Source organism: Saccharopolyspora antimicrobica (genome assembly GCF_003635025.1).
GTDB lineage: Bacteria > Actinomycetota > Actinomycetes > Mycobacteriales > Pseudonocardiaceae > Saccharopolyspora > Saccharopolyspora antimicrobica.
Genome location: NZ_RBXX01000002.1, coordinates 7,570,513 through 7,596,140 on the forward strand (window position 1 = coordinate 7,570,513; position 25,628 = coordinate 7,596,140).

The 25,628-nt window shown below is 71.1% G+C and carries 24 protein-coding genes and 1 tRNA gene; 14 read left to right on the forward strand and 11 right to left on the reverse strand.

The window, feature by feature from the left end; translation table 11 throughout:
- The first annotated feature begins 77 nt into the window (after positions 1-77).
- On the forward strand, positions 78-722 hold the full coding sequence (locus ATL45_RS35730) for a DUF6518 family protein (RefSeq protein WP_093154856.1): 645 nt from the start codon (positions 78-80) through the stop codon (positions 720-722).
- Between the two features lie 90 nt (positions 723-812).
- On the opposite strand, the gene ATL45_RS35735 is transcribed toward ATL45_RS35730, so the two are convergent.
- A complete protein-coding gene (locus ATL45_RS35735; protein WP_143121683.1) occupies positions 813-1,442 on the reverse strand; it encodes a phosphatase PAP2 family protein in 630 nt (209 codons plus the stop codon).
- A gap of 89 nt (positions 1,443-1,531) precedes the next feature.
- Between ATL45_RS35735 and ATL45_RS35740 the strand changes: the two genes are divergently transcribed.
- Together ATL45_RS35740 and ATL45_RS35745 are read left to right on the forward strand one after the other, a co-directional pair.
- Positions 1,532-1,627: transfer RNA gene (locus tag ATL45_RS35740), tRNA-Sec, on the forward strand.
- A gap of 87 nt (positions 1,628-1,714) precedes the next feature.
- The gene (locus ATL45_RS35745; RefSeq protein ID WP_093154851.1) at positions 1,715-4,477 is read left to right on the forward strand and encodes a DEAD/DEAH box helicase family protein; all 2,763 of its coding nucleotides are present in this window, start codon (positions 1,715-1,717) and stop codon (positions 4,475-4,477) included.
- Positions 4,478-4,485: 8 nt separating this feature from the next.
- On the opposite strand, the gene ATL45_RS35750 is transcribed toward ATL45_RS35745, so the two are convergent.
- On the reverse strand, positions 4,486-5,733 hold the full coding sequence (locus ATL45_RS35750) for a C39 family peptidase (protein WP_093154976.1): 1,248 nt from the start codon (positions 5,731-5,733) through the stop codon (positions 4,486-4,488).
- Positions 5,734-5,907: 174 nt separating this feature from the next.
- Here ATL45_RS35750 and ATL45_RS35755 point away from each other — a divergent pair, with 174 nt between their 5' ends.
- Positions 5,908-6,837, forward strand: a complete 930-nt coding sequence (locus ATL45_RS35755) for a glycoside hydrolase family 16 protein (RefSeq protein WP_246025737.1) — start codon at positions 5,908-5,910, stop codon at positions 6,835-6,837.
- A 587-nt stretch (positions 6,838-7,424) separates the two neighbouring features.
- On the opposite strand, the gene ATL45_RS39880 is transcribed toward ATL45_RS35755, so the two are convergent.
- The 3 genes from ATL45_RS39880 to ATL45_RS39430 all read right to left on the reverse strand — a co-directional run bounded on the left by ATL45_RS39880 (position 7,425) and on the right by ATL45_RS39430 (position 8,258).
- A complete protein-coding gene (locus ATL45_RS39880; RefSeq protein ID WP_246025738.1) occupies positions 7,425-7,628 on the reverse strand; it encodes a hypothetical protein in 204 nt (67 codons plus the stop codon).
- Between the two features lie 21 nt (positions 7,629-7,649).
- Positions 7,650-7,859, reverse strand: coding sequence for a hypothetical protein (locus tag ATL45_RS39425; protein WP_211841371.1), 210 nt, complete (start codon positions 7,857-7,859; stop codon positions 7,650-7,652).
- Between the two features lie 105 nt (positions 7,860-7,964).
- Positions 7,965-8,258, reverse strand: coding sequence for a hypothetical protein (locus tag ATL45_RS39430; RefSeq protein WP_211841372.1), 294 nt, complete (start codon positions 8,256-8,258; stop codon positions 7,965-7,967).
- Between ATL45_RS39430 and ATL45_RS35765 the strand changes: the two genes are divergently transcribed.
- The 3 genes from ATL45_RS35765 to ATL45_RS35775 are packed head-to-tail and all read left to right on the forward strand — an operon-like array spanning position 8,249 to position 10,649.
- On the forward strand, positions 8,249-9,394 hold the full coding sequence (locus ATL45_RS35765; protein ID WP_170210441.1) for a sulfotransferase family protein: 1,146 nt from the start codon (positions 8,249-8,251) through the stop codon (positions 9,392-9,394). The genes ATL45_RS39430 and ATL45_RS35765 overlap by 10 nt on opposite strands.
- Entirely contained in the window at positions 9,391-10,173 is a 783-nt protein-coding gene (locus ATL45_RS35770) for an SDR family oxidoreductase (RefSeq protein WP_093154843.1), read from the forward strand. Before ATL45_RS35765 ends, ATL45_RS35770 begins: the two co-directional genes overlap by 4 nt.
- Positions 10,170-10,649: an SRPBCC domain-containing protein gene (locus ATL45_RS35775; RefSeq protein ID WP_093154841.1), complete on the forward strand. Its 480-nt coding sequence runs from the start codon at positions 10,170-10,172 to the stop codon at positions 10,647-10,649. Before ATL45_RS35770 ends, ATL45_RS35775 begins: the two co-directional genes overlap by 4 nt.
- Before the next feature lie 40 nt (positions 10,650-10,689).
- On the opposite strand, the gene ATL45_RS35780 is transcribed toward ATL45_RS35775, so the two are convergent.
- Positions 10,690-11,757: a hypothetical protein gene (locus ATL45_RS35780; RefSeq protein ID WP_246025739.1), complete on the reverse strand. Its 1,068-nt coding sequence runs from the start codon at positions 11,755-11,757 to the stop codon at positions 10,690-10,692.
- 136 nt (positions 11,758-11,893) lie between these two features.
- Between ATL45_RS35780 and ATL45_RS35785 the strand changes: the two genes are divergently transcribed.
- The 4 genes from ATL45_RS35785 to ATL45_RS35800 all read left to right on the forward strand — a co-directional run bounded on the left by ATL45_RS35785 (position 11,894) and on the right by ATL45_RS35800 (position 15,413).
- Positions 11,894-12,895 carry a methyltransferase gene (locus tag ATL45_RS35785; protein WP_211841373.1) on the forward strand — a complete coding sequence of 334 codons (1,002 nt, stop codon included), beginning with the start codon at positions 11,894-11,896 and terminating at the stop codon, positions 12,893-12,895.
- A 207-nt stretch (positions 12,896-13,102) separates the two neighbouring features.
- A complete protein-coding gene (locus ATL45_RS35790) occupies positions 13,103-13,807 on the forward strand; it encodes a DUF4097 family beta strand repeat-containing protein (RefSeq protein ID WP_093154836.1) in 705 nt (234 codons plus the stop codon).
- A 167-nt stretch (positions 13,808-13,974) separates the two neighbouring features.
- The gene (locus ATL45_RS35795) at positions 13,975-14,940 is read left to right on the forward strand and encodes an LLM class flavin-dependent oxidoreductase (RefSeq protein ID WP_093154833.1); all 966 of its coding nucleotides are present in this window, start codon (positions 13,975-13,977) and stop codon (positions 14,938-14,940) included.
- Between the two features lie 38 nt (positions 14,941-14,978).
- On the forward strand, positions 14,979-15,413 hold the full coding sequence (locus ATL45_RS35800; protein ID WP_093154831.1) for a VOC family protein: 435 nt from the start codon (positions 14,979-14,981) through the stop codon (positions 15,411-15,413).
- A 64-nt stretch (positions 15,414-15,477) separates the two neighbouring features.
- Here the strand turns inward: ATL45_RS35800 and ATL45_RS35805 are convergent, their stop codons facing one another.
- Both ATL45_RS35805 and ATL45_RS35810 read right to left on the reverse strand, forming a co-directional pair.
- Positions 15,478-16,665 carry a lactonase family protein gene (locus ATL45_RS35805; RefSeq protein WP_143121682.1) on the reverse strand — a complete coding sequence of 396 codons (1,188 nt, stop codon included), beginning with the start codon at positions 16,663-16,665 and terminating at the stop codon, positions 15,478-15,480.
- Between the two features lie 297 nt (positions 16,666-16,962).
- Positions 16,963-17,907 (reverse strand): alpha/beta fold hydrolase, encoded by a 945-nt coding sequence (locus ATL45_RS35810; protein ID WP_093154825.1) that lies wholly within the window; start codon positions 17,905-17,907, stop codon positions 16,963-16,965.
- Positions 17,908-17,996: 89 nt separating this feature from the next.
- Here ATL45_RS35810 and ATL45_RS35815 point away from each other — a divergent pair, with 89 nt between their 5' ends.
- Entirely contained in the window at positions 17,997-18,587 is a 591-nt protein-coding gene (locus tag ATL45_RS35815) for a TetR/AcrR family transcriptional regulator (RefSeq protein ID WP_093154822.1), read from the forward strand.
- Between the two features lie 100 nt (positions 18,588-18,687).
- A complete protein-coding gene (locus ATL45_RS35820; RefSeq protein WP_211841374.1) occupies positions 18,688-19,809 on the forward strand; it encodes an IS630 family transposase in 1,122 nt (373 codons plus the stop codon).
- Positions 19,810-19,827: 18 nt separating this feature from the next.
- Here the strand turns inward: ATL45_RS35820 and ATL45_RS35825 are convergent, their stop codons facing one another.
- Both ATL45_RS35825 and ATL45_RS35830 read right to left on the reverse strand, forming a co-directional pair.
- Positions 19,828-20,607 (reverse strand): class I SAM-dependent methyltransferase, encoded by a 780-nt coding sequence (locus ATL45_RS35825; protein WP_093154820.1) that lies wholly within the window; start codon positions 20,605-20,607, stop codon positions 19,828-19,830.
- 203 nt (positions 20,608-20,810) lie between these two features.
- On the reverse strand, positions 20,811-21,638 hold the full coding sequence (locus tag ATL45_RS35830; RefSeq protein ID WP_093154817.1) for a methyltransferase domain-containing protein: 828 nt from the start codon (positions 21,636-21,638) through the stop codon (positions 20,811-20,813).
- 75 nt (positions 21,639-21,713) lie between these two features.
- On the opposite strand from ATL45_RS35830, the gene pdxR reads away from it, so the two are divergent.
- Positions 21,714-23,192 carry a MocR-like pyridoxine biosynthesis transcription factor PdxR gene (gene pdxR / locus ATL45_RS35835; RefSeq protein WP_093154814.1) on the forward strand — a complete coding sequence of 493 codons (1,479 nt, stop codon included), beginning with the start codon at positions 21,714-21,716 and terminating at the stop codon, positions 23,190-23,192.
- Here the strand turns inward: pdxR and uvrA are convergent, their stop codons facing one another.
- Positions 23,193-25,625 (reverse strand): excinuclease ABC subunit UvrA, encoded by a 2,433-nt coding sequence (uvrA, locus tag ATL45_RS35840; RefSeq protein WP_439332476.1) that lies wholly within the window; start codon positions 25,623-25,625, stop codon positions 23,193-23,195.
- Between the last annotated feature and the right edge of the window lie 3 nt (positions 25,626-25,628).

Genomic DNA, 25,628 nt, shown 5'->3' on the forward strand with positions numbered 1-25,628 from the left:
GCGCAGTCAGCACCGCGCGAACACCGTTGCGGGGACGGTCTGCACGACGCCTGGCGTTGCGTGGAAAGCTGCCACACGTGCACGCAACCGAAATCCCCGATCAAGCCGCCCGGCGGCATCTCGGCGTGCTCGCTGTCGCCGTGGCAGCGGGCCTCGCCCTGGGTGTGCTGACCGCCTTCGGGCAGCAGTGGCTGCCGGAGTCGCTCGCTCCGCTGGCCAATTCCTCGGGTTCCTGGGCGATGACGGCCTTCCTCGTGGCGCTTCTCGCGCCTCGCGGCGGAGTGGCGGCCTTGTCCGGCGCCTCCGTGCTGGTGTGCATGCTGATCGGGTACGTCGTCGCCAACCAGCTCCGCGGATACCCGTCCTCGTCGGGCCTGCTGATCTTCTGGGGCGCAGCGGCGGTCGTGGCCGGACCGTTGCTCGGTCTCGGTGCGCACTGGCTGCGGAACCGGCGAGGAACCCGCGCGGCGCTGGGCGGCGGTGGGGTCAGCGGAGTGCTGATCGGCGAGGGCGTCTACGGACTGCTCTACATCGCCGACACCACCTCGCCGTCCTACTGGTGGGGCCAGATCGTGGTGGGGCTCGTCCTGCTGGCAGCAGTATCCGCACGGCGCCTGCGCCCCTGGCGCACCGCCGTGCTGGGCGCGCTCACCACCGCGGGCGTGGCAGTCGCGTTCGTCTTCCTGTACAGCAATGGCGGAACACTCATTTCTCTGCTGTGAAGGCGGTGGCTCGTCCGGGAGCGGGCGTGGCGATTCCGGTAACACCAGGTCAGCTTCGCCCGGCGATGTCCGCGCCCCGTGTTCGGAATGTCATGGTTCTGTCACGACCCTCCGCTGCCGCCCCGTCGCCCACGCGGCCGCGCAGCCGAAGGCCGCTGCCAGCAGCACGGCTCCCACGACATCGCTGAGCCGGTGCCAGCCCGCGGTCATCGTCGCCGCACCGACCGCGGCCACACCCGCCGCGCCGGGCACGGCGAACCACCACCGCGCGCGGGGCGGGAGCACGAGCAGGAAGGCGATCAGCAGCCCGGCGGCGGCGGTCACGTGGCCGCTGGGAAAGCTGTTGTGCGTCGTCGAACCGGCGATGTCGAGGTCAGGGCGGGGCAGCACGAGCTTGAGCAGCCGGGATGCCACGATCGACGCTGCGAACGCGATCGCACCGGCGAGCCCGGCCCGCCACCGGCCGCAGAGCGCGCCCACGACGAGCACAGCGGTGAGCAGACCGGCCAGCACCAGCGGATCTCCGGTGATGGCGAGCAGCTCCATCGCCCGCGAGTAGGCGGGGCTCCCCCGATCCGCCCGGTCCAGGAGCTGCTGGTCGAGCAGCTGGCCGGACGGTGTCCACACGAACAGCGCGCAGATCGCTGCGAGACCGATGACGCAGGCCGAGGCCAGCAACGGCAGTGCCGCCCGGAACGGGCGCGGTGAATCCAATACCACCAGGTCAGCATCGTCCGGCGATGTCCGCGCCCGGTGCCCGCCATGTCATGGTTCTGTCACGAACGCGCATTCCCCCTATCCTCGGCGCTGGAGGTGTGAGGGCGCCTGGTGGCCCCCGCGGTCTTCAAAACCGACGTGGCCGAGTACCTCGGTCAGGCGGGTTCGATTCCCGTCCACCTCCGCCAACAACCGTTGAACGGTGCCGTGGGAGGGCTGGACGACGAGCGCCAGCTGGAGAACTAGGCTGGCGCGGTGCGGATGCGGGTTTCGAGGTGACCGGTTGGTCCGGCCTGGCGCCGACGTTCACCTGGCGGAAGTCTCAGCAGCACCTGCTCGAGCTGTGCTCGCACGTCACCGACCGGCGGTGGCTCCTGTGCGCGCCGCCGGGTTCCGGCAAGACGCTCATCGGGCTCGAACTGGCCCGCAGGCTCGGCGAGCACACCCTCGTGCTCTCGCCGACCACCGCCATCCGCGACCAGTGGCGCAGTTCCGTCGCGCTGTTCGGCGGTGATCCGGACACCTTCGCCAGCACCGGCCTCGACGGCCCGGCGCAGCTGCACTCGGTGACCTACCAGCTGCTGGGCAATCCTGGTGCGGCCGAACAGGAAGTGAGGGAGGCCGCCCGACGGCTCTGGACCACCGAGGTCGCCGCGGAAGTCGGGGCGGAGGCTGCGGCGGAGCGGATCAGCACGGTCGAACGGGATGATCCGGCGCGCGCCAAGCGGGAGCTCAACCGGCACGTGCGCGCGCTGCGCCGGTCGTTGAGCACCGGCGAGCACGCCGGGCTGCGCCCGGAGCAGCTGCTCGGTCCGGGGCCCGCCGCGCTCATCGACCGGATCGCCGGGCTGGGCATCGGCTGCCTGGTGCTCGACGAGTGCCACCACCTGCTCGACTGGTGGGCGCTGGTGGTGAACGCGCTGGTGGAGCGGCTGGAACCGGTGGCGGTCATCGGCCTCACCGCGACGCTGCCCGATCCTGACACCGCCCGCGAGAAGCTGAATTACGCGGGCCTGCTCGGCCCGGTGGACGCCGAACTGCACCTGGCCGCGATGGTCGCGGAGGGCGGTGTCGCGCCGTGGCGCGACGGAGTGCGCGTCGCGGAGCTGGAACCCTCGGAAGCCGCGTTCCTCGACACCTGGTCCGATTCCTTCGCCGTCGAGCTGGACCCGGTGCTCCTGGACGATCCGTTCATCACCTGGGCCGTCGCGCACATCGAGTCCGCGGCGGCGGATTCGCGGGAGCGCGTGACCGCCGGGTGGGACCAGTTCTGGGATCGCGATCCGCTGCTCGCCGCCGCGGTGGCCAGGTGGTGGTCGGCCCGGGGCATGGCGTTGCCCGCCGGGTTCGACCCACCGGCGGAGGCCGACGTCGCAGCGCCGCTGTCGCTGGACGACCGTCTGCTGCTCGCCGATGCCTGGCTGCACGCCCCCGACGGCGCAGTCCCGCCTCCGGTTCGCGAGGAGCTCACGCGGATCTTGCGCAGACACGGCGTCGCCCTCACCGCTGCGGGCATCCGCTGGACGCGATCGACCGCGGACATCGTGTGTTCGCGCTCCTCGGCGAAGGGCCGCGCCGCCGGTGAGATCCTCGCCCGCGAAGCCGCTGCTCGCGGCGACCGGATGCGGGCCTTGGTCGCGGTGGAACGCGATCAGGCCACGAGCCCGCCCGCCGCGCTCCGCGCCTCCCTCGGCACCGACGCGGGAACCGCCGCACGGGTGCTCGCCGCGGTGTGCGAAGCGGGAGAGGTGGTGCAGCGCGGCGTCATCTGCGTGACCGGGCGCGGCGCGTGGTGCGACGCGCTGGGCGCCGACCGGATCCAGCGCGCGATCAATCTGTCCACAACGGACGGTCGATGGGTCGACTCCCGGGGCTGCGACATCCCCGCTGCCGTCGAGCTCGTCGGCCGCGGTGCGGCGTGGGAACCGGCGCACTGGCTTCGCGCCGCGCGCGCAGCACTCGAGGACGGGGCCGCGCACACGCTGGTCGCGACCCGAGGGCTGGTGGGCGAGGGCTGGAACTACCCGGGGCTCAACGTGCTGCTCGACCTCACCGAAGTCGCCAGCCCCACCGCGACGACGCAGCTGCGCGGACGGGCGCTGCGGATCGACCCGGACGCTCCGGAGGAGGTCGCATCGCTGTGGGACGTGGTCATCGCGCACCCGACGGCGCACGGCGACTGGAGCAGGTTCCGCCGCCGCCACGCCCGCTGGTGGGGACCGGACGGGGACGGCGGCATCGTGACAGGTGCCCGCAAGGTCCACCCTCGCGCCGCTGACGCGACTCCTCCGCCCGCGCACCAGCACGCTGCCATCAACGACGAGAGCGCAGCGCTGGTCGCCGATCGCGCTGGAACCCTGCGCGACTGGGCGAACGTGGCAGCGGACGGCGTCGCGACCAGCGAGTTGCGGTTCGCGCCGCGGCGCAGGCGACGGGCGGTGCGGATCCGGCGCCGAGGCTGGCGACGCGCCGGTGCGGGCACGGCTGTGCTGGGCAGCGCGGCGACAGCGGCAGCTTCGGTGTCCGCGCAACTGCCGACCGCCGTCGCGCTGGCGGGCGCCGTCGGCGCGGCGGCCGGGCTGCTCGCCGTCTTCGCGCGCGGCAGAACCCGTTCCCAGCAGCAGACCGCCGGTCTGCTCGGTGAAGCGGTGGCCGCGGGGCTCGCCGCCTCCGTCCAGCCGGAACTGCGGAGCGCTGCGGTCACCACCACGTCCACCGATGATGGTGTGACCGCGCTGATCAGCGGCGTCGACGACGACGCCGCGCAGCTGTGGGCCGATGCCTTCGAGGAAGCGATGGGCCCGCTGGGCACTCCGAGGTGGCTGATCGCCACCGATCACCACGCGTGGCGGGTGCCGCGTCCGGCGAGCACGACGAAAGCGCAGGCCACCGCGTTCGCCACCGCCTTCGGCCGCTACGTGCCGGGAACCCGCCTGATCCGGGCGGGCACTCCGGAGGCCACCGAACTCACCCTCCGCGCGGCGCGCGAACGGCCGCACCAGATCGTCCGCACCCTGCGCTGGCGCAACCCGCGCTGATCCGCGGCTCAGAAGGCGTGGCCCGGCGGGGTGATGACGTAGGCGATGCCACCGGAGCCGCTGGCCACCTCGCCGTCGGCGTCGTGGCGCTTGGTGCGCAGCCAGACGTTCTCGAACTGCCTGCGTGGGTAGACGTTGCGCACCGAAGGATCGTCCGAGGACGCCGGGTCGTTGACGACGACGTCGCCGTCCTCGGTGAATCCGACGACGACCAGGATGTGGCCTTCGGTGCCGTAGCCGGCGCCGTCGAGCTCGTCGGCGCGGAACGACTGCGAGGTGATCAGCGGGATCCCGCGGCGGATGTACTCCTCGGCCTCGGTCAGCGAGCGCAGGCGGGTGACGTGCGCTTTCAAGCCGTGGGTGGCGGCGTAGGCGACGTTGAACGACCAGTTCCCGGTTCCGTCGTAGGCGTGGTCGAAGGTCTGCCGGGCGGCGTGGTCCACGGTCCGGTCCGGGTGGTCCGCGCCGATCCAGGCGAGGTCCTGCTCGGACGGGCGCTTGCCCCAGTACTCCACCACCATTTCGGTGGAAGCCGGGCTGCACCACGCCTCGCCGCCACCGCCGTACTCCGGAAAATGTCCTTTGTGGATGTTCTGGGAATAGCGCGGCACCGCCAGCTCGACGCCGCGCGCGCCCGGCTCCGAAGCCGGGACCTCGAACCGGTCGGGAACCGCCGAGGTCATCGCGCCCACCATCGACACCGAGGGCGATGCCGAGGTGCCTGCGGCGCGGTGCAGGGTGACGCGCAACCGGTACCCGGCCAGTTCCTCGCCCGGGTTCGCGGTGAAGGTGTCCACGTTGACCGTCCCGTGCGCGTCGGACTGGCCGCCGACGCTGGTCCGGTGGATGTCGGCATCTCCCGATGCCCACCGGCCCATGACGTACCAGCCGGTGTCGGCGCCGCCGGTGGTGCGCCCCCGCATCTCCACCTGCACCCAGGTGCCCGGCGGCGTCGAGGCGTTCCACGAGGTCACCAGCTGGGTGGCGGCGAAGCCGGTGCGGTGCGGCGGCGAGGTCCACCTCGCGTAGTCGTAGTCCCTGGTCCCGCCGTCCGGCGACGGGTGCTGGACGGTGCCGACCGGGTCGCCGATCCGGATGCCGTCGCCGACGACGTCGGTCCCCTCGGCCGCACCCGACCGGAAGTCCTGCCCGGAACTCCACTCGTGGAAGTCGACCTGCTCCGCGGACGGCCCGCAGCCGACCGCGGCCAGCGCCAACGCCCCCACGACAGCCATGAGCACGATCGTCCTGCGCATGTCGGCACCCCGTTCGAATCCCGGAGAGCCCAGGTTCGCACGATGCGCCCGCGACGGCGGGTCCAGCACCCCATCGGCCCAGTCGCACTACGCCTTCTGCCGCACGGTGAACGGTGCCCGGCCGGGCAGCCGTGTTCCACCGAAGCATCCGGACACACCACCGCGGAGGACCACGTGACAACACGGCAGACGCGGCGCCGCATCGCCGCCACCACCCTCGCCATCGGCGTGAGCATCGCCGCCATCACCATCCCGCCCGCCGCTGCGGACATCCCGCCGCCGGAGGACGGCTGGACGCTCACCTTCGGCGACGACTTCACCGGCGGTGCGGGCGCCCCGCCCTCCCAGGACTGGATCGTCGACACCGGCACCTCCTACCCGGGCGGTCCGGCCAACTGGGGCACCGGCGAGATCCAGACCTACACCGACGACCCGGCCAACCTCGCCCAGGACGGCAGCGGGAACCTGCGGATCACCCCGCTGCGCGACGGCGCGGGTGGCTGGACCTCGGCGCGGATCGAGACGCAGCGGGCCGACTTCAAGGCCGCCGAAGGCGGTGCGGTCCGCATCGAAGCGCGCCTGCAGGTCCCCAACACCACCGGTGAGGCCGCGCTCGGGTACTGGCCGGCGTTCTGGGCGCTGGGCTCGCCGTACCGCGGGAACTACTGGAACTGGCCCGGGATCGGCGAGTTCGACGTGATGGAGAACGTCAACGGCAAGAACGAGACGCACGGCGTCCTGCACTGCGACGTCAGCCCCGGCGGCTCGTGCAACGAGACCGAGGGCATCGCGGGCAGCAGCCCGTGCCCCGGCGAGACCTGCCAGGGCGGCTTCCACACCTACCGCTTCGAGTGGGATCGCACCGGTGAGGTCGAGGAGCTGCGCTGGTACGTCGACGGCCAGCAGTTCCACTCGGTCAGCGAGTCGCAGATCAACCCGCAGGCGTGGGCGAACATGACCTCCCACGAGGGCTTCTTCCTGCTGCTCAACGTGGCGATGGGCGGAGCTTTCCCGGACAAGGACGCCGGTTTCGCCACGCCGACCGCAACCACCGAACCCGGCCACCCGATGCTGGTCGACTACGTCGCGGTCTACAACCGCTGACAAAGCCCCGCGGCCCGGGGGCACGCCCCAACCGTCCCCGGGCCAGGGCTCCGCGTTCAGCGGTTCTGCCAACGAACCGACCAAGCACTCCAGACCAACGCGGTTCTCGTGAGGCTCCGCGCGATGAGCGCCGCAGGGAGTCTTGACCAACGCTCTCCTTCGCGTAGCGTGAAGCTAGAACGCGTTCTAGCTGGAGGCGTCATGAGCAACCCCGCATCAGCTCCACCCCCGCCCAACCGCACCTCAGGGGACCGTGACGCGACCCAGCCACAAGAAACCCCGAAAACGCAAGGTCAACCCCAAAACGCAACCACCACTGAAAATCGCGGAGAGGCGGGCTGGCGGGAGTTCTGCCGGGCGCTGGAGAAGGCCGGGGAGGTGGTGCTGCGCGACAGCGCCCCGGACACCCCGCTGGACCGCGCCGAGGGCTTGCGCTACCTGGCCCGCCTCACCCGCGAGATGCTCTACACCTGCGTGGACAACGCCGACCCGGACTTCCCCCGGCTGCACGAGCTGGACCTGGTCAAGATCGGCGCCGACAACCCGGACAACGTGTACCTGTCGGCGAACATCCGCGGCGACCGCAGCTACCGGATCACCGGGCGGCGCGGCAGCATCGCGTACTTCAGCATCGGCTCCAAGGCCAACCGGTACGCCAGGGACGGCACCATGGCCTCCACCGGCGAGCTGACCGACGCCGACCTGGTCGTCGAGCCGGACGGCACCGTCGAGATCATCGCCAGCGCGACCGAGCAGGGCCGCAACTGGCTCCCGCTCGCGCCCGACTCCACCGGCCTGGTGGTGCGGCAGACCTACCTGGACCGCGCCACCGAAACACCGGGCCAGTGGCACATCGAGCGGATCGGCGCCCCGGCCGGGCCACCGCCGCTGACGCCGGAGTTCATGACCGCTGCGCTGCGCCGGGCGGCGCTGGCGGCGCACGGCACCGCGGCGACCTTCGCAGGCTGGACCGAGCTGTTCATGACCCGGCCCAACGAGCTGCCGGACTTCGGCCAGAACATGTTCCAGCGGGCCGGCGGCGACCCGGAGATCCACTACCTGCACGGCTACTGGACGTTGCGGCCGGACCAGGCCTGGCTGATCGAGGTGGCGGTGCCGGACTGCCCCTACTGGAACTTCCAGCTGAACAACTGGTGGATGGAATCGCTGGACCACCGCCGCCGGATCTCGGTCAACAAGCACACCGCGACCCTGCACGACGGGCAGCTGACGATCGTCGTCGCGCCCGCGATCCCGGTGTCGGCAACTGGATCGACACCTGCGACCACCGCAGCGGGACCGCCCTGCTGCGCTGGCTCGGGGCCGACGAGCACCCGATCCCGCGATGCCGGGTGGTGGACCTGGACTCGCTGGCAGCCGGACGCGTCCCGCCGAGCACCGGAGAGAGCCGATGACCGCACAGCTGCACGTCGACGACCTGCTGGCCGCCGCGCGGGACAAGGCCGGACTGTCCGAGTTCGGCGACGACTGGTTCCTCGAACCCCTCGGAGTGCTGGTGAGCGCGCTCAACGAGGAGGCGCGGCTGTCCGGGCTCGGCGCGGAGATGACCCGCCGCAGGCTCACCGCGCTGCTGGTGGACCGGCTGCGGCTGCGCGCCCTGCAACGCGAGCACCCGGAGATCCTCGACGTCGAGCCGGTGGTGGCCGGGGTGATCTGCGGCCTGCCGCGCACCGGCTCGACGCTGCTGCACCGGCTGCTGGCCACCTCGCCGAAGCTGACCGCCACGCTGTCCTGGGAGACGTCCTACCCGGTCCCGTTCCCCGGCGAAGGACCGGACGCACCCGAGCGCAAGCACCGCGCTCAGCAGCGCATGCGGGCATTCCTGGAACTCTCGCCGGACTTCGGCGACATCCACACCGTGCAGTGGGACGGTCCGGAGGAGGAGGTGATCCTCGTCGACCGGTCGTTCACCTCGATGAGCTTCGACTCGTTCTACTGGGTGCCCCGCTACGGCGACTGGCTGCGCGCCGCCGACCAGCGCAAAGCCTACGCGGAGCTGCGCCAGTGGCTGCAGGTGCTGCAGTGGCAGGACCCGGCGCGGGCGGGCAAGCGGTGGGTGCTGAAGTCGCCGCACCACCTGACCGCGGTGGACACCGTGCTGGACACCTTCGACGGCTGCCGGATCGTCATGACGCACCGCTCGCCGCTGCGCGCGGTGCCGTCCTACGCCTCGATGGTGCGCACGATGTCCGCGCAGTACAGCGACGCGACCGATCCCGTTGCGATCGGCCGGTACTGGAGCGAGCGGTTCGCCACCTGCCTGCGGGATTTCGGCGCGGTGCGGGCGAAGCGGCCGGAGCGGTTCGTCGACGTCCGGTTCGACACCATGCTGACCGAGCCGGTCGCCGGCGCCCGCCGCGTGCTGGAGGCGCTGGGCCTGCCCGCCGACGAGGCCGACGACGCCGCGTTCGAGTCCTATGTGGAGCGCGATCGCCGGGAGCGGCACGCGGCCCACTCCTACACCGCGGCGGACTTCGGGCTCTCGCCCGAGCAGCTGAGCCGGGATTTCGCGTTCTACCAGGAAGGGTTCTCATGATGCTCGACGGCGAAGTGGTGGTCATCTCCGGCGTCGGCCCCGGACTGGGCGCCCGGCTGGCGGCAGGTGCCGCGGCCCAGGGCGCGAAGGTCGTGCTGGCGGCCCGGTCGACGGAAGTGGTCGACCAGGAGGTGCGGAGGATCACCGACCTCGGCGGCGAAGCGCTCGGCGTCTCCTGCGACGTCCGAAAGCCCGACGAGGCCGACGCGCTGGTGGCGGCCGCCGTCGAGCGGTTCGGCGCGATCACCGGGCTGGTCAACTCCGCCTACGGCCACCCCGGTTTCGGCGACCTGCTCGACGCCCCGGAGAAGGCCCTCCGCCGCTCCATGGACATCATCCTGTTCGGCGCCCTGAACATGACCCGCGCCGTGGTCCCGCAGATGAGGGCGGCCGGCCGCGGATCGGTGGTCAACATCGGCACGATGACCACCCGCAAGCCGATGCGCGGCGACGGCGGCTACGCGGTCGCCAAAGCGGCGATGACGGCGGCGACCCGCTCGCTCGCGCTGGAGCTCGGCGAGCACGGCATCCGGGTCAACCAGGCGGCCATGGGCTGGCTGGACGGACCCGGCGTGCGGTTCCACCTGAAGATGACCGCCGAGCAGCGGGGCATTTCGGAGCAGGAGGTCTACGACGAGATCGCCGCGCGCAACCCGCTCGGCCGCATCCCGACGGACGAGGACTGCACGGGCCCGGTGCTTTTCCTGCTGTCCCGCCACGCCTCCGAGGTCACGGGAGCGACGCTGGACGTCAACGGCGGCGAGTACATGCCGGCATGAGCAGCACTGCGCCAACCCCGCCCGGCCACACCACGATCGAATCGGTCACCGTCGAGATCGGCGCGCCCGCCCGGTTCGTGTGGGACGTGCTCGTCGACTATCCCGGCTACGACCGGTGGAATCCCTTCACGGTGCACGTGGAGACCTCGCTGGAGATCGGATCACCGATCGCGCTCACCCTGCCGAACGCGGACGGCTCGGCGGGCACGTTCGTCAGCCGCGAGCACATCCGCGCCGTCGAACCGCCGCACCACCTGCGCTACGACACCGGCGAGGAGATCCCCGGCATCTTCTCGGTCCGCGACCAGTGGATCGAGCCGCTCGGCGAGAACCGCTGCAGCTACCGCACCGTCAACACGTTCAGCGGCGAGCACGCGGAGGCGATGCTGGAGACGATGGGCCCGTGGCTCAAGGCCGGATTCGACTCCGTCGCCCGCGCGTTGCGGAAGCGGGCCGAAGAGCTCTGGTCAGCGTGAGGCGACGCCGAGGGCCGCGGCGGTCCTCGGCGTCGACCGGTCAGCGGCTCTGCACGACGGCGAACGGCTGGGGCTTGTACGAGTCGCCCCCGCTGCCGGTGCCGACCAGGCGCCCGTCCGGGAGTTCGGCCCCGTTGCCGAGCGCGCCTTCCGGCGGCCCGTCGACGTGCTGCCACCCGGTTCCGTCGTAGCGCAGCAGCGCGTCCGGGGAGAGGTTCCACAACGCTCCCCCGGCCTGCACGAGCTCACCGAGCTTGCCGACCGGCACCGGCGGTTCCCGCCGCGTCCACTCCGCACCGTCCCAGTGCATGAGGACCGGCCGACTGGCCTCGGGCGTGTCGTAGGGCGTCTGGGTGGCCGACAGCCAGACGTCGTCCGGCCGGAAGGCCGCGACGTCGTGCACCGTGAGGTAGTCGGACTGCGCCGTGTCCAGCGGCGGCATCGGCACGTGGCTCCACCGAGCACCGTCCCAGTGCATCGACACGAGCTGCTGCGGCCGCCCGGCGGTCGTGCCCGCCATCCAGAGGTCGTCCGCCGCCGCGCCACCGATGCTGGTGAAGACCTGGTCGTCGGTCTCGGGCGGCAGCGCAACGCCCTGCCAGCCGCCGTCGACCCAGCGCGCCGCGAAGCTCCGCGACAGCGGGTCCTCGCCATCGCGGTAGGCGCTGCCGATGGCCCACACGTCGGGCCCGACGGCTGCGACGTCGCGCGGCGAGATGCGCGGCGCGTCCGGCACCACCAGCGGCACCTCGGTCCAGGCCCGCCCGTCCCAGTGCAGCGTCGCGCCTCGGCTGAACTTGCTGAACTGGCTGACCACCCAGGCGTTGTCCGGGCCGGTCACCGCGGAGGACGCGACCTGCCCGATGTTCGGCATCGGCACCTCCACCCAGCGCCCGTCGTCCTGCCGCCGGAAGCCCTGCGCGGTGGTGGAAACCGGCGAGCCCGGCGGACTGTAGGTGCCGAAAGCCCAGGTCGCCCCGCCGCCGCTGGACACGGTGCTCACGTAGGACGCCATGTCGGGCCGGCCCGGGAACTCCTCACCGGTCCAGCCGCCCTCCGCCAGCGCGGTACCGGCCACTCCGACGACCGCGACCACGGCGGTGGCCATCACCGCTGCGCTCCTTCTCGACATCACTGCCTCTCAGCCGACGATCCCCTTTCCCACCACAAGACGCGGACGGTACTGATCAGGTTGCCCCGCGCGATCGGCCGAAAACCGGCGGAAGTTCCGCTAGCCTCGGCTGGTGGGCTCGTCGATCCTCGCCATGGCAGAACTGGCCACACCGATGGCCATCCGGGTGGCCGCCACGCTCGGCCTGGTGGAACGCGCTGGCGGGGCGGGCGCGACCGCCGAGCAGCTCGCCGCCGGGACCGGGACCGCCGCGCCCGCGCTGCGGCTGATGCTCGATCACCTGGTCTCCGCCGGAGTCTTCGAACTCGACGCGGGCCGCTACCGGCCGACCGAGCTCGGCCTGCAGATGCGCGAGGACGCCCCGGAAGGCATCAAGCCGCTGCTCGACATCAACAGCGCCGGCGGGCGCGCCGAGCTCGCCTTCGCCGAACTACTCGGGACGATCACCACCGGCGCTCCCGCCTACGAGCACCGGTACGGCCGCGACTTCTGGGCCGACCTGGACGCCCACCCGCACCTGCGCCGCTCGTTCGACGCGCAGATGTCCTGGCGGTTCAAGACCCAGGCCGCGCAGATCGCCGCGCGCTTCGACTGGAGCCGCTTCGCCCGCGTCCTCGACGTCGGCGGCGGTGACGGGAACCTGCTCGCGGAGATCCTGCGCGCCCACCCCGCCGTCCGCGGCCAGGTGCTGGACCTGGCGCCGACGGCCGCCGCGGCTGCCGACCGGTTCGCGGCAGCTGGGCTCGACGACCGGGCCGACGCCGTTCCCGGCAGCTTCTTCGACCCGCTGCCCGCGGGCGCCGACGCCTACGTCCTGTCCGACATCCTGCACGACTGGGACGACGACCAGGCGCGGGAGATCCTCGCCAGGTGCCGCCGGGCCGCGGCACCGGACGCGACCGTGGTGGTGATCGAGCCGGTGCTCGGACCGGGCACGAGCACGGCGATCAACCTGTTCATGCTGATGTGCTTCGGCGGCCGGGAGCGCACGGTCGACGAGTTGACCGCCCTGGCGGCCGAAACCGGCCTCGAACTCCAGAGCGCGACCGAGGTCTCCGACGAACGCACCGCCCTGGAGTTCCGCATCGCGCCGCAGCCAGCGGGAACTCGCTGACGCACCAGCTGCGTTCGGGTTCCCTGATCCGCACCGTTCCCGCGGGTTCGCCCGTCGCGACTCGCGGGCGTCGCCATGTCAGCGGTCGTGTCAGCGCGGTGGCCGTTCCGTGTCAGCGCGGCAGGCGATCGTGGTTTCAGTGACCGGGCAATCGATCACAACCACCACAAGCGCCCCGCCAGCGGGAACGACCGAACGGAGAGCACGATGCAGAACTTCGACACCCCCGCCCCGATCTCCGCCTTCCTGAACGTCCCCGCCGGATGCGTCCGGTTCATCGCCGCCGACCGAGCCGACACCACGGTCGAGATCCTCCCGGTGAACACCGAGAAGAGCCGCGACGTGAAGGCGGCGGAGCAGACCACGGTCGAATACCGCGACGGCGTCCTGCGGATCGAGGCACCGACGAAGCCCCAGATCCTCGGCCCGTCCGGGTGCATCGAGGTGACGGTCGAGCTGCCCGCCGGGTCGCGGGTCGAGGCGAAGGCCGCCGCCGCCGAGCTTCGTACCGCGGGACGGCTCGGCGACGTCGCCTTCGACGGCGCGCACGGCACGGTCGCGCTCGACGAGGTCGCGAGCCTCCGCCTCACCGCACATGCCGGTGACATCTCGGTCGGCCGCCTGAACGGCCCTGCCGACATCAGCAACCAGCAGGGCGACATCCGCATCGCGGAGGCCGTGCGCGGCGCAGTCGTGCTGCGCACCGAGTCCGGCTCCATCTCCGTCGGTGCCGCCCACGGCGTCTCGGCCTGCCTGGACGCCGGCACCTCCCAGGGCCGGATCCGCAACGCGCTCATGAACACCGAAGGTGCCGACGCCCAGCTCGACATCCGCGCGACCACCGCTTACGGCGACATCTCCGCCCACAGCCTCCCGAGCACCGCCGCCGAGCAGGCGCAGCCCGTGAGCTGAGCAAACGAGCACCGGCCGAGCAGGCAACCTGCCTGTTCGGCCATGTTCGACTGCCGGGAGCAGCTCAGGTCGCTTCATGCGTCGCGCCTCGCGGGCCGCTCCGGCTGTCGTCGGCAGGGCGGTCTGGGACGATTGCGGTGTTGCCAGATCGCCGGGAGGGGAACGCCGTGCGGTTGTCCGTTCTGGACACTTCGCCGATCGTGCAGGGATCGACGGCGCGGCAGGCCTTGCACAACACCGTCGACCTGGCCCGGTTCGCCGATTCGCTCGGCTACCACCGGTACTGGGTTCCCGAGCACCACGGCATGCGGGGCGTCGCCAGCTGCGCTCCTGCCGTGCTGGTGGCCCGGATCGCCGACGCCACCGAGCGCATCCGGGTCGGGTCCGGCGGAGTTCTGCTGCCCAACCACGCACCGCTGATCGTCGCCGAGCAGTTCGGGACGCTGGAGGCGCTGCACCTGGGGCGGATCGATCTCGGGCTCGGCCGCGCCTCGGGAGGTCCGCCGCGTGCCGCTGCCGCAGTCCGGGGCGCGCAGACCTCCGCGCCCTTCGCCGAGCGGCTGCACGAGCTGCTCGGCTACTTCGAACCGGCGGCGGGAGCCGTCACCGCGGTGCCCGCGGTCGGAAACCGGCCGCAGGTGTGGATTCTCGGTTCGAGCACCGCCAGCGCCGAGCTCGCGGGCGCGACCGGCCTGCCCTACGCCTTCGCCCACCACCTCAACCCCGGAGGGCTCGACGCCGTCCAGCTCTACCGGGACTCCTTCCGGCCCTCTCCGGTGGCGGCGGAGCCGCAGGTGCTCGTCAGCGCGTCGGTCATCGCGGCGGACACCGATGAGCACGCCGAATGGCTCGCCGGGTCAACGCGTTTGAAGGTGCTAAGCCGCACGCGGGGCAACCGGATACTCCTGCCCAGCCCGCAGGACGCCGCAGCTCATCCCTACACCTCCGACGACCGCGAGGAGATCGCAGCGCGCCGCCACGAGGTCGTGGTCGGCTCGCCCGCCACCGTGCGCGCCGAGCTCGACGCCGTGCTCACCGCCACCGGCGCGGACGAGCTCATGGTGACCACCCCGGTGTACGACCACGCCGAGCGGCGCCGGTCCTACGAGCTGTTGAGCGCGCTCTTCGACTAGCCGCACCGACGGCGCGGGGAGGGCACTATGGTGGGCTGATGGCGTCGGTGAAGCAGGTGCAGATCACGTTCGACTGCGCGGAACCCGAGCGGGTCGCCCGGTTCTGGTGCGAGGTGCTGGGTTACGTCGCGCCTCCGCCACCGGAGGGTTTCGCCACCTGGGACGAGTTCAACCTCTCGCTCCCGCCCGAGAATCGGGATTCGTGGTTCGCCTGCTCGGATCCCACGGGCGCGGGCCCGCGGCTGTACTTCCAGCGGGTGCCCGAGGGCAAGGTCGTCAAGAACCGGGTGCACGTCGACGTGCGGGCCGGCATCGGCCTCGTGGGCGAGGAACGCCTCGCCGTGCTCGAAGCCGAGTGCGCACGGCTGGTGGCGCTCGGCGCGACCCGCGTGCGGCTGCTGGCCGCCGATGAGGAGAACGAGTCGTGCATCGTGATGCAGGACATCGAGGGCAACGAGTTCTGCTTGGACTGAAGTCCAGCGATTTCGCGCGAAATCGCCACGCCTGCCGGGGCGGTCGTGGTCGGCTCACCGGTTGCTAGCGGGCTCCGCCGTGGAGGAGGCAGACCGGGCTCGGCGTCGGGAACGGTTCTCCCACCGGGGAGAGCGCTCCGCTCTCCGCGTCCACCCGGAAGGCCGTGATCGTGTTCGAGTACTGGTTGCTCGCGTGCATCCACCGGCCGTCCGGCGTGATGGCGATGTGCCGGGGCCACCGACCACCGCACGGCACGGTGTCCAGCAGGCGCAGGCGCTGCCCGCCCGCTTCCACGGCGAACCGGGCGATGCTGTCGTGCCCCCGGTTCGAGACGTAGACGAACCGGCCGTCGGCCGAGATCAGGATCTCGGCGGGGAAGTTGTCCGGCGCACTCGGCGGAACGGTGGAGATCACCTGACCGGGCGTGATCGCCGCGCGGTCGGCGTCGTAGGCGCAGACCGTCACGGTGGAGTCGAGTTCGTCCGCCACGTAGAGGAACGGGGCGTCCGGGTGGAAGACCAGGTGCCGCGGCCCCGAGCCGGGCGCCAACCGCGTTCCACCGAGGGTTTCGAGCTTTCCGGTGCCGGTGTCCAGGCTGTGCACGTGGATGGTGTCGGTGCCGAGGTCGGGCACCAGCACGGAGCGCCCGTCCGGCGTGATGACGACCATGTGCGCGTGCGGGCCCTCCTGGCGGCCGGGCACCGGGCCGCTGCCCTCGTACTGCACCAGATCGGTCTGCGGGCCGAGCGCGCCGTCGGGCAGGATCGGGAAGACCGCGGTGCTGCCGCTGCCGTAGTTGGCCACGATCAGGTGCTCCCCACCGGGATGTATCGCCAGGTGCGTGGGCATCACGGCGTGGGAGGGCTGGCTGCCGAGCACGGTCAGCCCGCCGTCCGGGCCGACCGACAGGGCCGTCACCCTGCCCTCGTCGATGTCGTTGACCGCGTACACCCGGGTGCCGTCCGCGTTGCCGATCAGGAACGCTGGACTGTCCACACCGGACACCGATCCGGTGCCGGTCAGCTTCCCGCTGGCGAGGTCAAGCTCAGCCAGCTCGATGGCGGAGCTGAAGTTCCCGCTGTAGACCGGGAGCGGGCGCGGAGCGCCAGCGGCGGCCTCCCGCGCCGGTAGGGCCGAGCCCGCACCGACCGCGGCGATTCCGAGCCCTACCAGCCGGAGGAACCCGGCCCGGCCGATCTCCCGGGCACCGTTCATCGTGATCACCGTTTCCCGCGTCGCAGCAGCTGCCACCCACGATCACCTGCGCTGCGACGGTGGGCAAGACGGCGCTCGGCGCGAACCCGTACGGCGATTCGGCGCACCGATCACCCCGTGGCGGGAAGCGATTGCTCCTCATTGCGCAGCCGTGCGGGCTGTGATCAGCCGCGCACCGCGGGTGGCCGGACCGATCTCGCGGCTGCCCGGATTCCGCACCGAGGAGGTCTCCGACCACCTCCGGCAGATGATCACCTGCAATCGAGGAGCTGGCCTCGCTGGCCCGCGAGCCGGTCGGCCCGTACACGCTGGCCTGCCGGCGCTGCTCGGCTACTACCCCACACGTTCGCGATCGATGAACGCGGTCAACGCGTCCACAACCGCGTCGGGCTGCTCGTCAGGAATGAAGTGTCCGGCATCTGGGATGACGACGCCTGTCGCGTTGTCCGCCCAGGGGCTGATGGAAGCGGCCATGTCGGGGATCGAGCCATGGGAGCTGGAGATGCCCAGGACCGGGACGGTCAAGTGCTGTCGTCCAAGAGCGTCATGATTCTTGCGCGCCGATTCCGCGGCATCGCGGTAGTAGGCGAGAGACGCTCGGAGACCGCCCTCGGCCGCCACAGCGGCAGCGTAATGGTCGATCTCGGCGCTGTCGAACGTGTTCGGGGACAGTGCTTTGACCTGCAAGAACCAGTCGACGTAGGCACGCTCGCGACCGGCGAGCAGCGTCTCGGGAAGATCGGGCACCAGGTGGAACGCGAAGTGCCAGGTCTTCCAGGCCTGGGCGGGATCCGTGGGGATGGCCTCCGGGAGGGTGATTCCGGGAATGCCGGCGTCGAGCAGAGCGACACCGTGCAGGCGCTCTTCGTACTTCAGGGCTAGCGAGAAGGCGACCCAGGCCCCGATGTCGTGGGCGACGAGCCAGTACTTCGGCACGTTGAGCGCAGCCACCGCAGCCTGGACGCGCGAAGCGACGGTGTGCGTGTCGTAGCTGTCATGAGGGCGGTCGGAGTGGCCTTGTCCTGGCAGGTCGATTGCGATCACGTGGAATCGCTCGGCAAGGCCCGGCATCGCTTTGCGCCAAGCCCACCAGGTCTGCGGGAATCCGGCGAGCAGGACGACGACCGGGCCGGTCGGCTGCCCGCCTTCCACGGCATGAAGCCGGATGCCTTCCGCATCGACCCAGCGGTGGGTGAATCCCGCGAGATCGTGCAGCGGCAACCTGGAGATCGAGTTCTGGTCGCAAGAGTGGTTCGCGGCGGTTGCAACATCAGTCATGTCTCAACCCTAACCCATCTTGAACCGATCAGTTCAAGATATGATGGGCAGAGCACAACGGCTTGACCCGAGAACGAGGTGCGTGCGCGATGGCCGGGAAGAAGCAGTTCGACGTGGACACCGCGCTCGATGCGGCGATGGTCCAGTTCTGGCGAGCCGGGTACGCCGACACATCTCTCGACGACCTCTCCAGGGCGACCGGGTTGAACCGCAGTTCCATCTACTCCTCGCTCGGCGACAAGGACTCGCTCTACCTGCGCTGCCTGGACCGCTACGCCACGCGCTACGGGGACAGGTACGACCGGGCCCTCTCAAGGGCATCTGAAGAGCCACTGCGGGCGATACGGGAGTTCTTCGAAGTCACGCTGAAGCGCATCGCCGACCCCGATCTGCCGGACGGATGCCTGGTCGCCCAAACCGCGATGGCGACACCGGTGCTGAGCTCCACCATCGCCGCGCGCGCGATCGAAGCTCTGGGCTTCCAGCGTGCGCGGCTGCGGACCGCCTTGAACGCCGCGAAGTTGGCCGACAGCGACGCCGACGACTTGGCCGTTCACATCGCGGCGGTCAACCAGTCGCTGGCCGTGATGAGCAGGGCCGGGGCGAGTCAGGAACAGCTCCGCGCGATAGTCGACATCAGCATGAACGCGCTCTCGCAGGCGTTGCACGCCCGGAGCTAGTGCTGTGGCCGGAATGGTTCACCGGGGTGTCGTTCGCCTGTGATGGCCTGCGGCCGGTTTGATGAAGGGACATCGTCGAACCGGGTGTGTGGAGGTGCTGGTGGCCGAACCGGTGAAAGTGCGCAGGCTGACCGACCAGGAAGGCCAGCGGTGGCAGCAGATCGTGCGTCGAGGCAGTACCAGTTCGGTGCGCTACCGGCGGGCAATGATGATCCTGGCCTCGGCCGGCGGCAACCGCGTGCCGGTCATCGCGCAACTGGTCCAGACCGATGAGGACACTGTCCGGGAGGTGCTCCACCGATCCAACGAGATCGGCCTGGCCTGCCCGGACCCTCAGTGGGCGGAAGGCCGTCCCCGCCTGCTCAGTCCTGACCAGGAAGACCTCGTCGTGGCGACGGCCACCACCCGCCCGACGAAACTCGACCAGCCGTTCACCCGCTGGTCGATCCGCAAACTCGCCGCCTACCTGCGCACCACCACCGGCGGAGCGATCCGGATCGGCCGCGAGGCCCTGCGCTGCCTGCTTGCCCGCCGCGGCATCACCTTCCAGCGCACCAAAACCTGGAAAGAATCCACCGATCCCGACCGGGACGCCAAACTCGACCGCATCGAGCACGTGATCGAAAACTTCCCGGATCGCACGTTCGCCTTCGACGAGTTCGGGCCACTGGGCATCCGCCTGACCGGCGAGACCTGCTGGGCCGAACAAGGCCGGCCCGACCGAGTAGCGGCAACCTACCATCGTACCCACGGCGTCACGTACTTCCATGGCTGCTACTCGATCGGCGAGGACACCCTGTGGGGTGTCAACCGCCAACGCAAGGGCACCGTCAACACCCTGGCAGCGTTGAAATCGATCCCGGCCGCGCGCCCGGACGGCGCCCCGATCTACGTCATCCTCGACAACCTGTCCGCCCACACCGGACCCGTGATCCGCCGATGGGCCAAGCGCGCCAAGGTCCGCTTGTGCTTCACCCCGACCAACGCCTCCTGGGCCAACCCAATCGAAGCGCATTTCGGACCGCTGCGGCAGTTCACCCTGGCCAACTCGCAACACCCCAACCACACCGGGCAAACCCGCGCGCTGCACGCCTATCTGCGGTGGCGCAACGCCAACGCCCGCCACCCCGACGTCCTCGCCGCGCAACGCAAGGAACGCGCCCGCATCCGCAGCGAGAAAGGCATCCGCTGGGGAGGCCGCTCCCTGACGGCCGCAGCCTGAACCCGGCAAACCTTCCTGCTAGACCCGCTGGGCGAGCAGAACGTATGTCTCATGGTGAGAGTGAACACTGCCGCCGAGCTCTTCGATCCTCGTACGGAGCGCCTGCAGCAAGGCCGCGAGGGGCTCGGCCCCGAGACGCTGGTGATCGCTGACGGTTGCCGCAAGACCGACCCATTCCTCGCCGGCGAAGCTATGTTCCCACTGGTAACTCCTCATCTCTACCGGCGAGAACGCAGTGCTTCGTTCGAAGAGGTCAGCACCGGAGGCGTGAACCCGCTGCATGCTCGGTGCCGGACGCCATACCTGTGCGACGTCCGGCGCATACCTGCGGTAGATCGGATCGAACGCGGCGCTGACGGCCTCGTCCAACACCGTAGAGGTCCAAAACCGCGCGATGGTCCCACCCACGTTCAGCACCTCGGCGGCCTTGGCGAACCCGCGTGCGGGGTCGATCCAGTGCCATGCATCACCACAGGTGACGAGGTCGAAAGCGCGCCCCGCTGCGTCCCATGATTCGAAGGCGGCAACCTGCACCTCGACGCCATGGCTGCGAGCGACCTGAGCCATCCGCTCGTCCAACTCGACGCCGAGGACAGACAGACCACGTTCGGCGAGGGCCACGGCGGGCTTGCCGGTGCCACATCCGACATCGAGAACCTTCGCTGGCTGCAAGCCGACCAGGTCGTCGATCAGTTCGCGGGGGTACGTCAGACGGTAGCGGTCGTACTGCTCAGCCACGGAACCGAATGACCCGGCCCGCTCGCGATCAAGGTGAAGCTCCTGGGGTGCATCCGGCATGGGATCCACACTACTGAGCCCGTTCAGTTCTCGGTCACAGTGATGTGCGATCAAGCCCCCGAAGCCATCAACACTCGCAACCCGGCAAACCTATGCGGTCACAGCACTAGGCCCTGAGCTGCCGACCCGAAGCCCTTTGGCCGGGCCAAGACCGCCGACCAGGTCCTCGGCACCCTCGCCGCACGAATCAACAACTCAGGACACTAGGAGCCTCGAGATCCCGGAGGGTTCACGGCCATCGCTTTGAAGAACGTGTAGTGGAAGGTTCCGCCCGGCTCCGTCGTCCGGTGGAGGTCGGCCATGCCCCGGCGCCAGTCGTCCGGGGTGGTGAGCCCGGCGGCCAGCGCGTCGTCCCCGATGGATTCGATCATGGCGATGAAGGTGTTGCGGGTGAAGTCGTCGACCAGCTCCGGCAGGTTCTGATCGGCGTAGACCGGTCGCGCGTGGACGGTGATGCCGCCGTATCCGGCACTTGCCAGCAGAGGCTGCAGCTTCCGGCCGATGAGTGCGTCACCGCCGGCGGTGGACTGCAGTTGAACCTGGCAGTTGATCGCGGCGCGAGCGGCGGCGCTGTCGGGGTGGAACAGCGCCGACCCGTGGTCGCCCTCGATCGCGGTGACAGTGCCCCCGGGCTGCAGGAAGCGACGCAGTTCCACCAGTGCCCGCTGGGGATCACGCAGGTGCTCCAGGACGAAGCAGACGAAGAGGTGGTCGAAGGAGGCCTCGGGGAAGGGCAGGTCGAAAAGGTCGGCGCGGATCCACTCCACCTCCGCCTCGGGCGCGGTCGCAGCCACGCGAGCACGGGCTTGCGCCAGGGACGCATCGTTCACGTCGACCGCGACGATGCGCGCTCCGGGACTGCTCGCCACCAGGTGCGCGGTCTGCGCGCCGATCCCGCAGCCGACCTCCAGCACCTTGCTACCGGCGGGGTACGAGGTGCCCTCGTGCAGCAGCGCTGCCAACGCGTTGGCCTGGTCGCCCAGCCGACGGGCCTCCGACTCCGAGTAACCGTGCACGTAGTCGATCGTCATCGCGCTTCGCTCTTCCTTCGCTCTTGCTCGCGGGACCGCTCCCGCCCGCGCCCACCTTCGCGCCACAATGGTCCGGTGCCCAGGTCCAATGACAGCTCTTCTCACAGGTCCAAAACGCCGGGTGCGGACTTCCTGCAGCTGCACGCCGACGACGCACCGGCGGGCGGGCTGTCCGACTGGCTGGCCCACCGGCTCCGGCTCGCCATCGCAGACGGCCGCCTGCCGGTGGGCAGCAGGCTGCCTGCCACCCGGACGCTGGCCGCGGAACTGCGCGTCTCCCGCGGGGTCGTCACCGAGGCGTACCGGCGTTTGGGCGAAGACGGTCACGTCGACGGTCGCGGACGCAACGGGACTGTCGTCGTCACCGCTCCCGCGACGGCGCCCCGGCCACCGGACCGGGGAGAAAACCCTTCCACGACCGGGTTGTTCGCCGCCGCGCCCGGTGCCGACGTCTTCGATTCCCTGCGCGCGGTACCGTCCCGGATCGACCTCTCCCCCGGCACGCCCGACCTGGCGGCCTTCCCCCGGGCAGCCTGGTTGCGCGCGGAACGCGCCGCGCTCGGCGAACTCGCGGCATCCGGCTTCGGTTACGGCGACCCCCGCGGCACACCAGCGCTGCGCGCAGCGGTGGCCACCTGGGTGGCTCGCACGCGCGGAATCTCGGTGGATCCCAACGACGTTCTCATCGTCTCCGGCACCGCCCAAGCGCTCACCCTGACCGCGCAGGTGCTCCACGACTCGGGAATCCGCGAGGTAGCGGTCGAGGACCCCGGATCGCTCGGAGCTCGCCAGCACCTGCGCAGCCGGGGAGTGGGAACCCCGCCGATCATGGTCGACGCCGACGGTGTGCGCATCGAGGACCTGCACGCCTCAGGTGCTCCCGCAGTGCTGCTCACGCCCGCGCACCAGTTCCCCACCGGCGTGGTGCTGAGCGGCGAAAGGCGCCGCGAACTCATGCGGTGGGCCACCGGCGGCGGACTGATCGTCGAAGACGACTACGACGCCGAGCACCGCTACGACCGGCCGCCGGTTCCGGCTCTCCGCTCGATGCTCTCCGAAGAGGTCATCTACGCGGGCAGCATCTCCAAGCTGCTCGCCCCGGCGTTGAGAATCGGCTGGGTTCTCCCTCCTCGGCGCTATCGGGACGATCTCGTGGCCGCGAAGCGGTACGCGGATCTGGGCAACGCGGCGCTACCGCAGTTGGCCCTGGCTCGGTTGATGGAATCGGGCGAGCTGGAACGCCATCTGCGCCACCTCCGCCCGCGCCACCGACGCCGCCGGGACACCATGATCGAGGCGGTCGACGCGCACCTGCCGGGCGCGGTCGTCCACGGCGCCGCCGCCGGGCTGCACCTGCTGATCACGTTCGACGCGGGCTTCTCCGACACCGACCTCGCCGGCGCCGCGCTCGAGGAGGGCGTCAAGGTCCAGCCGCTGTCGTGGCACCGCCAGCGCGTGCACGGACCAGGGCTCGTCCTCGGCTACGCCGCCAGGACGACGACCGAGATCAACGACGGGATCGCCGCCATCGGCCAGGCCGTGCGCCGCCTGTAGTCAGCTCGGGTTTCCGAGCGCTTCGCGGAGGTACGGGGCGGTGCGGCCGGTTTCGGCGCGCGCCACTTCCGCCGGAGTTCCGGCGGCGACCACCGCGCCGCCCTCGTCGCCGCCACCGGGGCCGAGGTCGATCACGTGGTCGGCCGCTGCGGCGACGGACATGTCGTGCTCGATCACCACCACCGTGTTGCCCGCGTCGACCAGGGCGTGCAGCAGGCGCATCAGCACCTCCACGTCGGCCGGGTGCAGGCCGGTGGTGGGTTCGTCGAGGACGAAGAGGGTGCGGCCGCGGCGGGTTCGCTGCAGCTCCGATGCCAGCTTGATCCGCTGGGCCTCGCCGCCGGAGAGCTCGGTCGCCGGCTGGCCGAGGGTGAGGTAGGACAGCCCGACGTCGCGGAGGGTGTCCAGGCTGCGCGCCACCGCGGGCACGTCGGCGAAGAACTCGCGGGCCTCCTCGACGGTCATCGCGAGCACGTCGGCGATCGACCTGCCCCGGTAGTGGATCTCGAGGGTTTCCGGGTTGTACCGGGCGCCGCGGCAGACCGGGCAGGGCGCGTAGCTGTTGGGCAGGAACAGCAGTTTGGCGGCCACCGCGCCCTCGCCCTGGCAGGTCTCGCACCGCCCGCCGTCGACGTTGAACGAGAACCGGCCCGCCGAGTACTTCCGCTCGCGGGCCTCGTCGGTGGCGGCGAACAGCTTGCGGACGCCGTCGAACAGGCCGGTGTAGGTCGCCAGGTTCGACCGCGGGGTGCGCCCGATCGGCCGCTGGTCGACCTCCACCAGCCGCTTGACCGCCTCCAGCCCGGTGATCTCGCGGACGTGGCGCGCCGCCAGGTCTTCCGGCTCCTCCTCGTCGTCCGGACGGCTGGCGCCGAGGTGGTCCCGGACGGCCGCGGCCAGGACTCCGGTGACCAGCGTCGTCTTGCCCGAGCCGGAAACCCCGGTGACAGCGGTGAAAACCCCGAGCGGGAAGTCCACATCGGTCTCGACGAGGTTGTGCAGGCTCACGCCGCGCAGCTCGATCCGCCCGGTCGGGGTGCGGTGGCGACCGACCGGAGCCGGTGGGTCGAGCAGGTGCGCGCGGGTGACCGATTCCGCGGCGTCGGCCAGCCCGGCCAGCGGCCCGCTGTGCAGCACGCGCCCGCCGTGCTCGCCGGCACCGGGGCCGACGTCGATCAGCCAGTCGGCGTGGCGGATCACCTCCGGCTCGTGCTCCACGACGACCAGCGAGTTCCCGGCCTCCCGGATCCGGTCCAGCACGCGCAGCAGCGCCCGGGTGTCGTCGGGGTGCAGTCCGGCCGACGGTTCGTCGAGCACGTAGACCACGCCGAAGAGCGTGGAGCGCAGCGTCGCCGCCAGGCGCAGGCGCTGCAGCTCACCGGCCGAGAGCGTCGGTGTGGTGCGGTCCATCGCGAGGTAGCCGAGGCCGAGTTCGGTCAGCGCCTCGATGCGGGCCAGCAGGTCCGCGACGATCACGCGGGCGACCTCGTCGTCCTGCTCGGGGCGCAGCTTGGCCGCCAGCACGCTGAGCGGGAGGGCGGCGAGCTCGGCGATGTCGGCCCCGGCGAAGGTCACCGCGAGCGCCTCCGGCCGCAGCTTCGAACCACCGCAGGCCGGGCACGGCAGCACCTCGGCGTGCTGCAGCGCGCGGTTGCGCAGCGTCGCGCTCTGGGTGGTCGCCAGCGTGTGCAGGACGTAGCGGCGCGCGCTCTGGTAGGTGCCCTGGTACGGGCGCTGGATGCGGCCCGCCTCGCGCTGGGGGTGCACGGTGACCACGGGCTGCTCGTCGGTGAACAGGATCCACTCGCGGTCGGCCTGCGGCAGCTCGCGCCACGGCCGGTCGACGTCGTAGCCGAGCGTGGCCAGGATGTCGCGGTAGTTCTTGCCCTGCCAGGCGCCCGGCCAGGCGGCGATCGCCTTCTCCCGGATGGACAGGCCGGGATCGGGCACCAGCGAGTTCTCGCTGACCTCGTGGATCCGCCCGAGGCCGTGGCAGGCCGGGCACGCGCCCGCCGGGGTGTTCGGCGAGAAGGAGTCCGAGTCCAGCCGCTCGGCGCCCTCCGGGTAGGTGCCTGCGCGGGAGAGCAGCAACCGCAGCGAGTTCGACAGCGCGGTCACGGTGCCCACCGTGGAGCGGGCCTGCACGGCACCGCGGGCCTGCTGGAAGGCGACGGCGGGCGGCAGGCCGGTGATCTCCCGGGCCTCCGGCGCGCCCGCCTGGTCGATGAGCCGCCGGGCGTAGGGCGCGACCGATTCGAGGTAGCGGGCCTGGGCCTCGGCGTAGACCGTGCCGAACGCCAGCGACGACTTGCCCGACCCCGAGACGCCGGTGACGGCGACCAGCGCATCGCGCGGGAAGTCGACGTCGACCTCGCGCAGGTTGTGCACCCGCACCCCGCGCAGGCGGACCATGGAGTTCTCGTGGTCGGGCACTAC

What these genes read in the sequence shown, in the direction of transcription:
- ATL45_RS35750 (WP_093154976.1), bottom strand. Translation starts at nt 5,733, where the DNA reads ATGCGCAGGACGATCGTGCTCATGGCTGTCGTGGGGGCGTTGGCGCTG.
- ATL45_RS39425 (WP_211841371.1), bottom strand. Translation starts at nt 7,859, where the DNA reads ATGTTCTGGCCGAAGTCCGGCAGCTCGTTGGGCCGGGTCATGAACAGC.
- ATL45_RS35765 (WP_170210441.1), top strand. Translation starts at nt 8,249, where the DNA reads ATGACCGCACAGCTGCACGTCGACGACCTGCTGGCCGCCGCGCGGGAC.
- ATL45_RS35770 (WP_093154843.1), top strand. Translation starts at nt 9,391, where the DNA reads ATGATGCTCGACGGCGAAGTGGTGGTCATCTCCGGCGTCGGCCCCGGA.
- ATL45_RS35775 (WP_093154841.1), top strand. Translation starts at nt 10,170, where the DNA reads ATGAGCAGCACTGCGCCAACCCCGCCCGGCCACACCACGATCGAATCG.
- ATL45_RS35780 (WP_246025739.1), bottom strand. Translation starts at nt 11,757, where the DNA reads ATGGCCACCGCCGTGGTCGCGGTCGTCGGAGTGGCCGGTACCGCGCTG.
- ATL45_RS35790 (WP_093154836.1), top strand. Translation starts at nt 13,103, where the DNA reads ATGCAGAACTTCGACACCCCCGCCCCGATCTCCGCCTTCCTGAACGTC.
- ATL45_RS35800 (WP_093154831.1), top strand. Translation starts at nt 14,979, where the DNA reads ATGGCGTCGGTGAAGCAGGTGCAGATCACGTTCGACTGCGCGGAACCC.
- ATL45_RS35810 (WP_093154825.1), bottom strand. Translation starts at nt 17,907, where the DNA reads ATGACTGATGTTGCAACCGCCGCGAACCACTCTTGCGACCAGAACTCG.
- ATL45_RS35815 (WP_093154822.1), top strand. Translation starts at nt 17,997, where the DNA reads ATGGCCGGGAAGAAGCAGTTCGACGTGGACACCGCGCTCGATGCGGCG.
- ATL45_RS35825 (WP_093154820.1), bottom strand. Translation starts at nt 20,607, where the DNA reads ATGCCGGATGCACCCCAGGAGCTTCACCTTGATCGCGAGCGGGCCGGG.
- ATL45_RS35830 (WP_093154817.1), bottom strand. Translation starts at nt 21,638, where the DNA reads ATGACGATCGACTACGTGCACGGTTACTCGGAGTCGGAGGCCCGTCGG.